The 14,564-nt window shown below is 71.8% G+C and carries 13 protein-coding genes; 9 read left to right on the forward strand and 4 right to left on the reverse strand.

The features are described from left to right. Position 1: 1 nt before the first annotated feature. The gene (locus tag C1I92_RS00420; RefSeq protein WP_111252672.1) at positions 2-580 is read right to left on the reverse strand and encodes a dihydrofolate reductase family protein; all 579 of its coding nucleotides are present in this window, start codon (positions 578-580) and stop codon (positions 2-4) included. 72 nt (positions 581-652) lie between these two features. Between C1I92_RS00420 and C1I92_RS00425 the strand changes: the two genes are divergently transcribed. Beyond that, entirely contained in the window at positions 653-1,156 is a 504-nt protein-coding gene (locus C1I92_RS00425; RefSeq protein WP_111252673.1) for a winged helix-turn-helix transcriptional regulator, read from the forward strand. 6 nt (positions 1,157-1,162) lie between these two features. Here C1I92_RS00425 and C1I92_RS00430 read toward each other — a convergent pair whose 3' ends face one another. The 3 genes from C1I92_RS00430 to C1I92_RS00440 all read right to left on the reverse strand — a co-directional run bounded on the left by C1I92_RS00430 (position 1,163) and on the right by C1I92_RS00440 (position 4,405). Beyond that, positions 1,163-2,137, reverse strand: coding sequence for a hypothetical protein (locus C1I92_RS00430; protein ID WP_111252674.1), 975 nt, complete (start codon positions 2,135-2,137; stop codon positions 1,163-1,165). A 193-nt stretch (positions 2,138-2,330) separates the two neighbouring features. After that, positions 2,331-3,116, reverse strand: coding sequence for an SDR family NAD(P)-dependent oxidoreductase (locus C1I92_RS00435; protein WP_111252675.1), 786 nt, complete (start codon positions 3,114-3,116; stop codon positions 2,331-2,333). Then, complete coding sequence (locus C1I92_RS00440; protein ID WP_111252676.1) at positions 3,113-4,405, reverse strand: aspartate aminotransferase family protein; 1,293 nt, start codon at positions 4,403-4,405, stop codon at positions 3,113-3,115. The genes C1I92_RS00435 and C1I92_RS00440 overlap by 4 nt, the downstream gene beginning before the upstream one ends. Positions 4,406-4,541: 136 nt before the next feature. Here C1I92_RS00440 and C1I92_RS00445 point away from each other — a divergent pair, with 136 nt between their 5' ends. From C1I92_RS00445 to C1I92_RS00480, 8 genes are all read left to right on the forward strand, one after another. Then, a complete protein-coding gene (locus C1I92_RS00445) occupies positions 4,542-5,243 on the forward strand; it encodes a FadR/GntR family transcriptional regulator (protein WP_158563844.1) in 702 nt (233 codons plus the stop codon). Between the two features lie 82 nt (positions 5,244-5,325). Next, positions 5,326-6,525 carry an enolase C-terminal domain-like protein gene (locus tag C1I92_RS00450; RefSeq protein WP_111252678.1) on the forward strand — a complete coding sequence of 400 codons (1,200 nt, stop codon included), beginning with the start codon at positions 5,326-5,328 and terminating at the stop codon, positions 6,523-6,525. Positions 6,526-6,529: 4 nt separating this feature from the next. Beyond that, on the forward strand, positions 6,530-7,996 hold the full coding sequence (locus tag C1I92_RS00455) for a M81 family metallopeptidase (protein WP_111252679.1): 1,467 nt from the start codon (positions 6,530-6,532) through the stop codon (positions 7,994-7,996). A gap of 15 nt (positions 7,997-8,011) precedes the next feature. Then, positions 8,012-10,006, forward strand: a complete 1,995-nt coding sequence (locus tag C1I92_RS00460; RefSeq protein ID WP_111252680.1) for an exo-alpha-sialidase — start codon at positions 8,012-8,014, stop codon at positions 10,004-10,006. A gap of 4 nt (positions 10,007-10,010) precedes the next feature. Further along, positions 10,011-10,946: a dihydrodipicolinate synthase family protein gene (locus C1I92_RS00465; protein ID WP_111252681.1), complete on the forward strand. Its 936-nt coding sequence runs from the start codon at positions 10,011-10,013 to the stop codon at positions 10,944-10,946. 107 nt (positions 10,947-11,053) lie between these two features. Then, a complete protein-coding gene (locus C1I92_RS00470) occupies positions 11,054-11,971 on the forward strand; it encodes a dihydrodipicolinate synthase family protein (RefSeq protein ID WP_111252682.1) in 918 nt (305 codons plus the stop codon). A gap of 5 nt (positions 11,972-11,976) precedes the next feature. After that, positions 11,977-13,596 (forward strand): ABC transporter substrate-binding protein, encoded by a 1,620-nt coding sequence (locus tag C1I92_RS00475; RefSeq protein ID WP_111252683.1) that lies wholly within the window; start codon positions 11,977-11,979, stop codon positions 13,594-13,596. A gap of 8 nt (positions 13,597-13,604) precedes the next feature. Next, the gene (locus tag C1I92_RS00480; protein WP_111252684.1) at positions 13,605-14,561 is read left to right on the forward strand and encodes an ABC transporter permease; all 957 of its coding nucleotides are present in this window, start codon (positions 13,605-13,607) and stop codon (positions 14,559-14,561) included. Positions 14,562-14,564: the final 3 nt, after the last annotated feature.

A 14,564-nucleotide genomic window follows, 5' to 3' on the forward strand; every position in this document is an offset into this window, starting at 1 on the left:
CTCAGCTCGAGCGGATCGCGTAGCGGCGCATCGTCACGCCTGTGTTGAAGGACCGCTGCTCGAGCACGTCCAGCTCGACCGGCCGGTCGTAGTCGTCGAACAGCGGCCGGCCGAAGCCGAGGATCGTGGGGTGCGTGGTGAGCAGGAGCTCGTCCAGCAGCCCGGCCCGCAGCAGCTGGGTGGCCAGTGTCGCGCCGCCGACGCCGATGGCGCCGTCGGTCTGCGCGCGCAGCGTGGCCAGCTGCTCGATCGCGTCGTCGCCGCCGATGACCCGGGTGTTGTGGCCGGCGCTGCTGCGGGTGCGGGAGACCAGCACCTTGGGCTTGGCGGTCCACAGGTCGGCGTACTCGTGCAGGAAGTCCGGCAACGAGGCGTCCTCGCGCGCCCGCGGCCAGAACTCCTCCATGATCTCGTAGAACACCCGGCCGTGGACGATGAGCGCGACCGACTTCGTCACCGCGTTGAACTCGCGGTGCAACTCCTCGTCCAGGCGCAGCCACTCGCCGGCGCCGTTGTCGCCAGGCACCTGCTCGATCCGCAGGTCGACGGAGACGTTCATCGAGTAGACGAAGCGGCCCATCTCGTCCTCTTCCCGAGTGATTGCGAACTGCAATCACTATAGTGGGGCCGAGGTGCCTGTCAAGGAGGAGTCGTGGAACCACGGTCCGGATGTCCGGTCAACGCCGCCGTCGAGGTGCTCGGCGACCGCTGGTCGCTGCTCGTCCTGCGCGACGTCATCTTCGCCGACCGCCGCTACTTCCGGGCGCTGCTCACCGGCTCGGCCGAGGGCATCGCGACGAACATCCTCGCCGACCGCCTCGTCCGGCTGGTCGAGGCGGGCATCCTCACCCGCGGCGCCGCGGGGCGGGGGCAGCGGGCCCGTTACAGCCTCACCGAGGCCGGCATCCGGACGCTGCCGATCATCTGCGCCCTCGGCGACTGGGGCCTGGACTGGCGTCCCGGTGATGAGGAGCTGCGGGCCCGGCAGCAGCTCATGCGCGACGGGGGACCGGCGTTCGTCGAGGAGCTCATGGACGAGCTGCGCGTCCGGCACCTCGACGCCCCAGCGAAGCCGCAGGACGGGCCGGGCCCGTTCGAGCGGCTCGACGCCGCGGGACCGCCGCCCGGCGCCGACGGCGCCGGGCGGCCGCGCTGAGTGCGTTCAGTTGCCGAGCCAGACCTGGAGGACCTGGGGGACCGGGCGGAAGACGGTGCTGTCGATCTGGTGGTACTCCGAGATCGACTGCGTGCTGCCGCCGCCGTCGAGCTGCATCTCGTATTGCGAGCCGAAGTGCTTGAGGATCTGCCGGGCGTCCGCGAGCCTGTAGGACCGCGTCGTCGTGAGGATGTAGACGCGCGAGGCGGCCACGTTCACCTGCGCATTGACGCCGAGCATCGTCCGTCGCGAGATGTCGTCGGGGTTGCCGGTGAGGTTGGCGGCGGGATGGAAGCCGACGGTTCCGTAGTAGCTGGCCGGGCACAGGGGATCGGTGCCGCAACCGGGGTAGTGCGAGTTCACGTGCGCCGCCGTGTAGTTCGCCGGGAAGTCGCGCAGCTTCACCGTCTGGAAACCGCTGTCAGGCAGGCCCATCGTCAGGCTCACCTTCGCCAGCGTCAGGTCGAACGCCGACGGCATGCCGTAGGACCAGATTCTGCCGCCCCACACGTCGGGAAGGCTGAGCGCCGTCGACGGATTGCTCGACGAGTCCTTGAAGAAGCCCGCATTGGTCGTGCTGAAGAGCTCCTCTCCCGGCGTCTGGTAGATCTCCTGCCAGATGTCCACGGTGTCCTTGCTGTAGAGCTGACCGGCGCTCGGGGGTCCGCACGGACAGTTCGGGAAGGATGCGACGCTGAGGTTGGCGCCGTCGGCGAGGTCGACGACCTGGACGACCGCGGCCAGCTGGGGCAGTCCGCCGGAGGTCTCCATGCCCCAGCAGACCGTCACTCCGCGGTCCTTGTACTGCTCGATCCACTGGGTGATGCCCTGGACGGGCGTGGCGGGACAGGACTGCTCGGCGGACGCGGTCTGCGCCCCGCCGAAGCTGACGACCGCGCTGAGTCCGGCGACCAGCGCGAGAGTGGTGCCGATCCGGGCCAGCCGGCTGGTGATCCGCCGGCGGATGGTGCTCGCTGACATTGTTACCTCCTGAGCCAAGGGGGAGGGGAACATGCCGCTGCGCGCTGCGGGTGTAATTATCCTACGAAGGCACCCATAGGGGCGCAAGATACTTACAGTCGTCATCGACTCCACCACCCAGTTGGTTGAGGATGGCGACATGGCCGAGGCACTCGATCGACGATGATGCGGTCGTCGTCGCCGAACAGCGGGGTCAGTGCGCGAGCTTGGCGAGCAGCCCGCCGTCCACCCGGTAGCAGGCACCGGTGATGGCGCGGGACTCGGGACCGGCCAGGAAGAGCACCAGCGCGGCGACGTCCTCGGGCTCGGCGAGGAAGCCGATCGGGTGCACCGCGCCCCACTCGGCCAGGGCGCGCTCCGGGTCGTCCGGTGCGTACTGCTCGGCGGCGGCGCGCAGCATGGGCGTGCGGACCGAGCCCGGCGCGACGCAGTTGACACGGATCCCGTCCTTCGCGTGGTCGAGCGCCGCCGCAGCGGTCAGCGCCACGACGCCGGCCTTCGACGCGGCGTAGGCCGGCACCGCCGGCATGCTGGCGAACGCCTGCACCGAAGCCGTGTTGACGATCGCGCCGCCGCCGCGCTCCCGCAGCAGCGGGATCGCGTGCTTCATCAGCAGGAACGGCCCGCGCAGGTTGGCGCCGAGGACGAACTCCCAGTCAGCGAGCGAGACGTCCGGCACCGCGCCGTGGCGGTTCACGCCGGCGCCGTTGAACAGCACGTCGAGCCCGCCGTAGGACTCCGCGGCGGTGGCGGCCGCCCGCCTGGCCGTCGGCTCTTCGCCGACGTCGCCGGTGACGGCCGTCGCCGCGCCGCCGTCCGCCGCGATCTCCTCGACGACGGAGCGCAACATCTCGGCGTCGAGGTCGACGGCGACGACCGACGCGCCCTCGGCGGCGAACGCGTGGGCCACCGCCGCGCCGATGCCGTTGGCGGCACCGGTCACGATCGCGACCCGCCCGGCGAACCGCGTGCCCGTCATCGGGGCCGGCCGGTCGTGTCGACGGTGGCGGCCACGGCCGCGCCGAAGGCGGCGACGGTCCGGTTGACGTCGGCCTCGTCGTGCACGGTCGACAGGTACCAGCGCCCGCCGGGCAGGACGTAGATCCCGCGGCGCAGCAGCTCCACCGTGAGAGCGCCGTACCAGTCCCAGTCGGCGGACATGAACGTCGCGAAGCTGTCACCGGCCGGCACGCCGGGCGTGCACTGGACGACGGGGCCGACGTGGTGCACCGCGCCCGTGACGCCGTGGTCGGCGAGAGCCTTGCGCATGCCCTGCGTCAGCTGCCCGGCCCGCTCCTCGAACGCCTCGTACACGCCCGGGCGGGCGAGCTCTGTCAGCGTGGCGTCCGCCGCGGCCAGGGCGAGCGGTCCGCCGTTGTAGGTGCCGGCGTGGACCACGCCCTGGGTGGCCAGGTCCATGACGGCGGCCCGGCCGGCCACGGCCGACAGCGGGAGGCCGCCGGCGATCGCCTTGGCGAGCACGGCCAGGTCGGGGCTGACGCCGTAGCGTTCGGTCCCGCCGCCGTACGCGATGCGGAACCCGGTGATGACCTCGTCGAAGACGAGCACCACGCCGTGCGCGTCGCACAGCTCGCGCAGGCCGGCGAGGAAGCCCGGCGCGGGCGGCAGCACGCCGGAGTTGCACAGCGCGGGCTCGGTGAAGATCGCCGCGATGTCGTGGTCCGGGCCGGACAGCGCCGCGGCGACGGCCGGGAGATCGTTCCACGGCAGCATGACGGCGTCGGCCGGCGCCCGGGGATGCTGCCCCCGGGACGTCAGGCCGTCGAGCGAGCCGTCCGCCGCGGGCCGGTAGCCCAGCAGCATGGCGTCGGACCAGCCGTGATAGTGGCCGTGGAACTTGATGAACCGGACCCGGCCGGTGGCCGCCCGGACCAGCCGCAGCGCGATCTGGGCGGCCTCGGAGCCGGTGTTCGACCACAGCACCTTGTCCATGCCGGGGATCGCCGCGCAGACCCGCTCGGCCAGCTCGAACTCCCTGCTGTGGCCCGCGCCCGAGCTCTGACCCGCGGCGAGCTGCCGCGTGACGGCGTCGACCAGCGCCGGGTGCGAGTTGCCCAGGATGAGCGGGCCCCAGCCGAGGACGTAGTCGACGTACTCCCGTCCGTCCACGTCCCACAGCCGGGACCCCGCCCCGCGCTCGAAGAACAACGGATGCGGTCTCATCGCCGCGCGCAAGCCGCTGCTGACCCCGCCGGGCAGGGACAGCTTGGCGCGCTCGTACATCTGTGCAGACTGCGACCACTCCATGGAGGACCACCTGTTCGGTGCGAGAGCGGGCCGGACAACACGAACGGTGGTTGTCCTACAACCAATTTCTGCGGACTGTACAGTTCGCTGTGTCCCGCGTGCAAGCGGGCTAGGGCTGGCCGGCAGGGAGAACAGGGTGGCGACGAGGCAAGATCGACGGGAGTCGGGCGGCGGTCCGACCCTGCTGCACGCGATCAAGGAACTGATCCTCGACCGGGGGTTGCGGCCGGGTGACCGGTTGCCCACCGAGCACCAGCTCTCCGACCAGCTCGGCGCCAGCCGGAACGCGGTGCGCGAGGCGCTGCAGGCGCTGCAGGTGCAGGGCATCCTCGAGATCCGGCACGGGCACGGCATCTACCTGCGTGAGGTGACCCTCGACGGGCTGACCGACATCCTCACCTTCTGGGCCCGGCTCACCGAGCCCGACGGCCTCAAGAGCCTGCTGCCGATCGCCGAGGTCCGGGAGATCCTGGAGGTCAACCTGCTGCGCGCGGTGGTGCCGCTGCTGGCGCCGGCCGACCTGGACGAGCTGGTGGCGATCGTCGAGGACATGGAGGCCCGGGCCGAGCGGGACGACTGGGCGATCGAGGTCGACCGCCGGTTCCACGACGTGCTGTACCGCCCGCTGGGCAACTGGGTCGTGGTCTTCCTGCTGCAGGCGTTCTGGGACGCCATCTCCAGCATCAGCGAGCATCACGACCTGTCGATCCCGCCGCCCGCGCGGATCGCGCAGCAGCACCGCAACATCGTCACCGCGCTCCAGCGCGGCGACGCCGACGCGGCGGTGGCGGCGATGAGCGGGCACTTCGACAACCAGCTGCACCGCACCCGGGCCTGACCCCGCGAGGTCTTGCGCCGCGGCACCTCCATGCCTACTCTGGTCGTCCTACAACCGTTGTAGGACAACCAGGGGTGACCAGGTGAAGATCGTCGACGTCCGTGTGACGCCCGTCCTCGTTCCGCTCGTGACGCCGCTGCGCTGGTCGGCGGGCACCGAGCTCGGCACGACGCGCACGATCGTGGAGCTCGTGACTGACGAGGGGCTGGTCGGGCTCGGCGAGACCCGGGGCGGGGAGGCGGTCGCCGCGGCCGTGCGCCAGACGGCGTCGTTCTTCCTGGGCCTCGACCCGGTCGAGGCGCTGCGGGTCGCCAAACGGTACGGGTTCTACCGGGTGACCAGCGAGCAGCTCGACATCATCGGAGCGACCAAGCTGGCCGGCGCCGCGGTGGAGATGGCCTGCTGGGACCTCGCCGGCAAGCAGCTGGGCAAGCGCTGCGGCGACCTGTGGGGCGGCATCGACCGCGAGGAGATCGAGTTCGCCGCCTACGTCTTCTATCGCCAGGGCTCCGCGGACGAGGAGCTGACCGTCGACCACCCGGCCGAGCACGCCGTCGAGCTCGTCGACCGCTACGGGTTCCGCGACGTCAAGTTCAAGAACGGCATCCTGCCGCCGGAGCAGGAGCTGGTCGCGGTCGAGAAGATCAGGGCGAGCCTGGGCGACCGCATGCGGTTCCTCCGGCTCGACCCGAACCAGGCGTGGTCGGTGCCGACGAGCACCCGGTTCCTCCGCGCCGTCGCCGCGTTCGACGTGGAGTTCTGCGAGGACCCCACTTGGGGGATCGAGGGCATGTCGCTGGTCCGGAAGGACTCGCCGGTGCCGCTCGCGACGAACATGTGCTGCGTCAGCTTCGACCAGCTGCCGCAGACCATCCGGGAGCACGCCGTCGACGTCATCCTCGGCGACATCCACTTCTGGGGCGGCCCGTCCGCGCTCGGCCACCTCGCCAAGATCTGCGAGACGTTCAACCTCGGCATGAGCCTGCACAGCGACCGCGAGCTCGGCATCTCGACGGCGGCGTTGCTGCACTTCGCCGCCGCGCACCCGGTCGTGTCGCACAGCATCGACTCGCACCTGCCGGAACAGAGCGACGACGTCATCGCCGAGCCGCACCGCTTCCGCGACGGCCGGCTGCCGGTCCCGGCCGGCGCCGGGCTGGGGGTCGAGCTCGACCGCGACAAGCTCGAGGAGTACCACCGCCGGTACGTCGAGCAGGAGTTCCAGGACGAGTTCCGCGATCCGTTCCGGCCGGAGTGGTGGCCCTCGCTGCCGATCTTCTGACGCCATGACGGCGACGGGCGTCCGCCGGATCGGCCTGGCCATGCTGGTCCAGGAGTCGAACAGCTGGTCGGCGCGGCAGACGGAGCTGGGCGACTTCCAGACGCTGCGCACCGGGGCGGCGGCCCGGGAGCTCGACGTCGCCGACGAGTATCACGGCGCGGCCGGCGTCGTCCGGGCGGCGGGTCACGAGGGTGTGCCGCTGCTGCGGGCGTGGGCTATGTCCGGCGGACCGCTCACGGCGGACGCGGCGGCGACGCTGGAGCGGATGCTGCTCGACGCGATCCGCGCGGCCGGTCGTCTCGACGGCCTCTACCTCGGCCTGCACGGCGCGCTGGCCGCCGACGGGATCGGCGACGTCGACGGGCACCTGCTGGCGGCGGTCCGGGACCTGCTCGGGCCGGAGATCCCGGTGGCGGTGTCGCTGGACCTGCACGCGAACCTCACCCGGCGGATGGTCCGGCAGGCCGACATCGTCGTCGGCTACCACACCTATCCGCACATCGATCAGGTCCGCACCGGCGCCGCCGCGGCCCGGCTGCTGATCGAGCAGCTGACCACCGGTGTCCGGCTGCGGACGTACCTGGCGAAGCGGCCGATGCTGGTGCCGGCCGAGGCGCAGAGCACCGGTGACGGCCCGATCGCCGACCTGCGCCGGCTCGCCGACGCGGTCACCTCCGGCGGCATCCGCGACGTCTCGATCTTCCCGGTCCAGCCCTGGCTCGACGTCGGCGAGCTGGGCTTCGCGGTGACGGCGGTCGCTCCGGCGGACCATCCCACCGCCCAGCACCGGTGTGACGACCTGGCCGAGACGGCCTGGGACCGCCGGCACGACTTCGACGTCGAGCTGTACGAGCCACGCGCCGCGATCGAACGGGCCCGGACGCTGGACGGTCTGGTCGTGCTCAGCGAGTCCGCCGACTCGCCCACCGCCGGCGCCACCGGCGACAGCCCGGCCATGGTCGACGCGCTGCTGCGGCACGGCGCCGGCCTGCGCTCGCTGGTCACCGTCGCCGACCCGGCCGCCGTCGCCGCCTGCCATGACGCCGGACCCGGCACGCGGCTGTCGCTGGACGTCGGCGCGGGCATCGACCGGCGCTTCCACCGTCCGGTCCGGCTGACGGGTGAGGTGCGCCGGCTCGGCGCCGAACCCGTCGAGCTCGACGGGCCGTTCATGAAGGGCACCCGGTACGACATGGGCCGCTTCGCGGTCGTCGACACCGGGCTCGGGCCAGCGGTGCTGCTCACCGAGCAGCCCGCGCCGACGTTCGACCTCGCGCCGTGGCGCCACGCCGGGCTGGACCCGCGCGAGGCCGACATCGTCGTCGTCCGGTCCGCGCACATGTACACCCAGGCGTACGCGCCCATCGCCCGCGCGGCGCTGACGCTGGACCTGCCGGGCGCCTCGACGCCGCGGCTGGACACGCTCGCGTTCACCAACGCACCACGTCCGCTGTATCCGCTCGACAGCTGAATCGGAGGTCCGGACATGGCACGACACAAAGAGCTGGGCAAGCGAGCGGCGGTCGCCGCGATCGCCGCGGGTTCCCTGGCGGTCCTGTTGACCGGCGCGCCCGCGCACGGCGTGAGCGACCCGGCGCTGGAGGTGGTCGACGCCTGGGACGTCACCAGCGCGGCCACCTTCCCCGACAAGCCCGCCGCGATCGACGCGTACCGGCCGGCACTCACCGAGGCGCCCAACGGCGACCTGCTCATCGCGTTCAACACCGGGACGGACGGGAACGAGGGCGACCTGCGGTTGATCCGCTCGACCGACGACGGCGCCACGTGGAGCCCCTCGACCATCCTGGATGGGACCAGCTCGCACGAAGGGGGCGGCGGTATCTCCTCAACGCGTGGGATGGCCACGCTGAGCAACGGCACGATCCTGCTTCCGTACAACGATGCGATCAACGTGCAGGCCTACAACGACCGCAAGGCGACGCTGATCGTCGCCAGGTCCACGGACAACGGCGCGACCTGGACCGGATTGAACACGCCGGTCACGCTGCCCACGCCGATCCGGGAGGCGTGGGTCGGTGGAACCCCGATCGTGGAGCTGGACAACGGCACGCTGCTGCTGCCGATCTGGGGCGCCAAGGAACTGACCCCGGACTGGGAGACCGACCCGCGGCGGTGGCAGTCCGGCGTGCTGCGCTCCTTCGACGGTGGGCTCACCTGGTCGGACTACCGGACCATCGCCTATGACCCGAACAACCCCGTCCAGTTCGCGCCCTACAGCTCCGTCCCTTACCCCAGTGGCGCCAACGAGCTGTTCGTGCAGGAGCTGAGCGACGGCCGCCTGCTGGCCGTCATCCGCTATGCCACCGGCGTCGGGCAGAACAAGGGCCAGGCCTACCTGTCGTACTCCAGCGACAACGGCGCGACATGGAGCGCTCCGGTCGCGTCGGGCCGCCCGGCCGAGGCGCTGGCGATGACGACGGCCCCGTGCACCGACGCGCTGACCGGCACCCAGGAGAAGCTGGTCATGGGGCACCGCCAGCTCGACTCGGCCGGAAACCGGACCGGACGGGCGGTGCTGGTCTCGACCTTCGACGGCGGCGTCACCTGGGAAGGGCAGACGTTCCTGGAGGACACCAGCGGAACGCAGCTGATGGGCGCGGCGACGGGCGAGCCGGCGTTCCACCGGCTCAGTGCCAACCGGCTGCTGGTGGTGTTCCAGGCGAAGATCGGCACCGCCAAGTGGAAGCTGGTCGCGAACGTCGTCGAGGACGCCACCCTCGCGACCGACTGCCAGGACGAGGCGGCGGCCGCGGCCAGCCGCGTCGCGGCCACCCCGACGTTCTTCGTCGAACGCACCGACCGGAACAGCTGGCTGTGGCCGTACGCCGTCCGCAAGGCGAGCCACCCGACGAGCACGCTGGTCTCCGCCGTCATCGCCGCCGAGGCGCAGGGCGTGCTGTGCGCGCCGGGCAGCGGTCTCCAGCTCACGACCCGGGCCAACCCGTCCACGCCGTTGAACCCGGCGCACACGCTGGCCCAGGCGGGTGTGACGAACGGCGACGTGCTCCGGATCTCCAGTACCACCGCGCCGTCCGGGCCGGTCCGGGCCGGCATCAACGAGCTCGACGTGTTCCCGCAGACCCGGCCCGGTGCGAACTGGGACCAGGCCTGCGCGCCGTCGTCGCTGGCGCTGGACTACCGGTCGCGCAGCCTGGTGCTCGACGTCGACATCCCCGCCGGCGGGGATGTCGAGGCGGTGGAGCTGCGCAACCGCACCGGCACCACCCGGCTCAACCAGAGCCACTACACGATCCTGTCCAGCCCGGACAACGACGTGTACACCGAGGTCACCGGCTGGACGTTCGCCACCCGGGTCGAGAGCGGACGGGTGATCCACCGGTTCGCCGGACTCGACATCACCGATCCGTACGTGAAGATCCACCAGCCGTTCACGGACACCGCGTACACCTTCGTCCTCGACAACTACCGCAACGACGTCACCGTCGAGTTCGGCAGCTGACGTCATGAAGCCGCTGCCGGCCGGCCGGATCCGCGGGGTGTGGGGCACCGTGCTCCTGCCGCTGCGGGCGGACGACGCCATCGACTGGCGCCGCCTGGAGGACGAGCTGTCGCTGCTGGCCGGCAGCGGCGTGCACGGCGTGTACGCCCATGGCACGGCGGGTGAGCTCCATGCCCTGGACGAGCGCGAGTTCGACCGGGTCAACGAGCTGCTGGCCGGCGCCTGCGAGGGCGCCGGCCTGCCGTTCCAGATCTGCGCCGGCCACCCGAGCGCGCAGGTCTGCCTGGACCGGGTGCGCCGGGCGCGCGAGCACGAGCCCGGCGCGATCCAGGTCACGTTGCCGGACTGGGTGCCGCTGAACGAGGCCGAGGTGGCCGACTTCCTCACCGGCGTCGCCGCGGCGGCGGCGCCGGTCCCGCTCGTGCTGTACAACCCGCCTCACGCCAAGACCCAGGTCTCGCCGGAGCTGCTCGGCCGCCTCCTGGCCGCCGTGCCGGCGTTGGTCGGCGTGAAGCTGGCCGGCGGCGACGGCGACTGGTACGCGCGGATGCGCGCGCACGCGCCGGCCTGCTCGCTGTTCGTCGCCGGCCACCGGCTGGCCACCGGCGTCGGCCATGGTGCGTCCGGCAGCTACTCCAACGTCGCCGCGATGGCTCCGGCCGGCGCCGTGGCCTGGTACGAGCTGATGCACCGCGACCTGCCCGCGGCGCTGGACCTGGAGCGGCGCATCGGCGAGTTCTTCCGCCGCTGCGTGGCGCCGCTGCAGGCGCGCGGACTGTCCAACCCGGCCCTGGACAAGTTCCTGGCCGCCGTCGGCGGCTGGGCCGACGTGGGACTGCGGGTCCGCTGGCCCTACGCCGCCGCGCCGGAGTCGGCGGTCGCGGAGGCCCGGCTCGTCGCGCGGGAGCTCCTCCCGGACCTGATGCTTCCGCCGATCTAGTTCAGAGCGGTCTTGCCAAGCTGTGCCCCGAACCCTACTCTCGTTGTCCTACAACCGTTGTAGGACAACCAGATCGTTGCTCAACGCGACCCAGGGGGAGACCCTCGATGACCGATCCCGCCCTGCCGGCCGGCGTGATCACGCCACTGGTGAGCTTCCTGACCGAGTCGGGCAAGCCCGACCGCGAGGCCATGTCCGCGCTGGTCGAACAGCAGATCGCGGCCGGTGTGAACGGCCTGCTTGCCACCGGCTCGACCGGCGAGGTGGGCAACCTCACGCCGGCCGAGCGCTCGGCCGTGCTGCGGGTCGTGGTGGACGAGGCCGACGGACGGCTGCCGGTCTGGGCCGGGGTGGGCGGGCTCGGCACCTCGGACACCGTTCAGGCGGCGCGTGACGCCGAGGCGGGCGGTGCGGACGCCCTGCTCGTTCTCCCGCCGCTGTTCTTCGACTCCAGCGACGCCGAGCTCGCCGCCCACTTCCGGGCCGTCGCGACGGCCGTCGAGCTGCCCGTCGTCGCCTATGACGTGCCGCCACGGACACCGCGGAAGCTGCCGGTGAGCCTGGTGAGCCGCCTCGCCGCCGACGGCGTGCTGGCCGGGGTGAAGGACTCCTCCGGCGACCTGACGGCCGGCCGGCAGCTCTGCGCGGCGACCGCGGACGTCACCGGCTTCCGCACCTACGCCGGTGTCGAGATCACCCTCGACGTGGCCATCATGCTCGGGTTCCACGGCATCGTGCCCGGCTTCGCGAACGTCCTGCCGGGTGCGGCGGTCGAGACCTACGCCGCCGCACGGGCCGGCGACGTGGACGGGGCGGCCGCCGCGCAGGCCACGTACCTGCGGCTGCTTCGCATTCTCGACGTGCCGCTGGACGGCGCGGGCTTCCCGGCGCGCGCCGTCGGGGCGATCAAGGTCGCCACGGCGACGGCGCTGGGCCTGCCCGTCCCCTCGGTCGCACCCCCGCTCACTCCACCGGATGACGCCTTCGTGCGAGCCGTCTCCGCCATCGTGAAGGAAAGCAGGTGAACCCCATGGCGTTGTCCAAGGCGGCGATAGCCGCCCTGTCCGTCCTGGTGCTCGCCACCGCGTGCTCCGGCGGCGGTGGCACCACCGGTGACGACGACGGCGGCGACGGCGACGGCGGCAACAGCCGCGATGCCGCCGTGCAGCTCTACCAGCCGCCGCGTGGCTTCAGCCCACTGCTCGCGCCTATCGGGCCGGATCAGCTGATCGCGCAGCTGCACTGGGACGCGCTGGTCTCGGTGACGGCCGGCAGCGAGTACGGGCCGCGCCTGGCCGAGAGCTGGGAGGTGTCGCCGGACGGCACGACCTGGACCTTCCACCTGCGCGACGACGTGGTGTGGAGCGACGGCGAGCCGTTCACGGCCGACGACGTCGTCTTCACCTACAACCTGTACGCCAACCCGGCCACCGGCAGCGCGTATGCCGGGAAGTTCGCGACGGTGAGTGGCGCCGCCGCGCTCGCCGACGGCTCGGCGGACACGGTGGCCGGCTTCCAGGCGCCGGACGACACCACGTTCGTCATCCAGCTCGACCAGCCCAACGTCGCGCTGATCGACGAGCTGGTCCAGCCCACGCTGGCGGTCCTGCCCGAGCACGTGGTCGGCGAGCTGCCGGTGGACGGGCTGGCGGAGAACCCGTTCTTCCGCGAGCCGACGGTCGGGATCGGGCCGTACGTGTTCCAGCGCTGGGTGACCGACGACCAGATCGAGTTCCACGCCAATCCGGAGTACCGCACGGAGCTCGGGCTGGACCGGGTGTTCGCCCAGCACCTGACCACGGACGCGGCGATGGCCCAGCTGGAGACCGGCGAGATCGACTTCGCCCAGGTGGCGGCGCCCGACGTCGGCCGGGTCGAGGGCATCGACGGCGTCACGCTGCACCGCGCCGAGGGCGCCGGCGTCATGGCGCTGCACACCGCCCATGACTCGGGCAAGCTGGCCGACCCGCGGGTCCGCCAGGCGATCATGTACGCCATCGACCGCGAGGCCATCGTCGAGGAGGCCCTCGCCGGTGAGGCCCAGGTCGTCGACACGCTGGCGCACGGGCCGGACTGGGCGGTGCCGGACGGCCTGACCCACTACGGCCATGACCCGGACAAGGCGCGCGAGCTGCTGGCCGAGGCCGGCTGGGACCCCGCGACGGAGGTCCGGATCGAGGTCGTGCCGGGCCAGCGTGATCGCGACACCACGGTGACCATCGTCGCCGCCCAGCTGCAAGAGGTCGGCATCAACGCCCGGGTCCAGAACTACCAGGCGGCCGAGCTGTCGGCGTCGCTGGCCGACCGGGACTTCGACCTGCTGATCTCCAGCTACGGCCTGTTCACCATGGACCCGGCGTCGATGAACTCGCGGCTGACGTGTGCCACCATCGGCGGGCCCAACATCTCCGGCTACTGCAACGAGGAGCTGGACCGGCTGCTGGCCGAGGGCATCGCGACGAGCGACCAGGCCGAGCGGGAGCGGATCTACGCCGAGGCGCAGCGCATCGTCAACGAGCAGGTGCCGATCTTCGTCCTCTACGTGCCGAACACGCTGGCGGCGACGAACGACCGGTTGCAGGGCTTCGAGCTGAACCCCTCGGCGGTCGACGCCTTCTGGAACGCCGCCGACTGGTCGTTGGGCGGATAGAGCGCTCGATGGTCGCGTACGTCGTCAGGCGGTTGCTGGTGTCCGCCGTGGTGCTGGTCGGCATCAGCATGCTGCTGTTCACGCTGCTGCAGCTGATGCCGGGCGACCCGGTGGAGATGATGATCGATCCGATGTCGTTCTCCGGCGACCGGGCCGCGGCGATCGCGCGACGCCGGGAGCAACTGGGGCTGGACGCGTCCCTGCCCATCCAGTACGTCCGCTGGGCAGGGGAGTTCCTCCAGGGCAACCTCGGATTCTCCTACAGCACCAGCCGGCCGGTCGCCGAGGTGATGGTGGAGCGGCTGGGCCCGACCGTTCGGCTGATGGGCACCGCCCTGGTGATCGGCCTGCTGGCCGGCATCCCGGTGGGAATCCTGGCCGCGCTGCGCCGCAACACGCTGGTCGACTACGGCGCGGCGGCGCTGAGCCTGGTCGCGATCTCCGTGCCCAGCTTCTTCGTCGCGCTGCTGGGCATCTACGTGTTCGGGCTGAAGCTGGACTGGTTGCCGACCGGTGGCATGAACTCCGTCGGCGGCGGCGGCCTGGTGGACTCGCTGCGCCACCTGGTGCTGCCGGCGGGCATTCTCGGGCTCGCGCTGGCCGGGCCGTACGTGCGCTACGCGCGGGCGGCGATGCTGGAGGTGCTGGGCCAGGACTTCCTGACGACAGCGCGGTCGAAGGGGCTGTCACGGCGGCGGGTGGTCGGCCGGCACGCGTTGCACAACGCGTTGATCCCGCTGGTGACGGTGGTGGCGATTCAGATCCCGGTGCTCTTCGCCGGCGCCGTGGTCGTCGAGCAGGTCTTCGCCTGGCCCGGCATGGGCCGGCTGGCCCTGGAAGCCGTGCTCGCCAGGGACTATCCGATCCTGCTCGGCTTCGTGATGGCGATCGCGGTGCTCGTGCTGCTGTGCAACCTGCTGGCCGACGTGGCGTACGCCGTCATCGATCCCCGAATCCGACTGTGAAGG

Origin of the sequence: Jiangella anatolica (assembly GCF_003236295.1) — a bacterium.
GTDB classification, from domain to species: domain Bacteria; phylum Actinomycetota; class Actinomycetes; order Jiangellales; family Jiangellaceae; genus Jiangella; species Jiangella anatolica.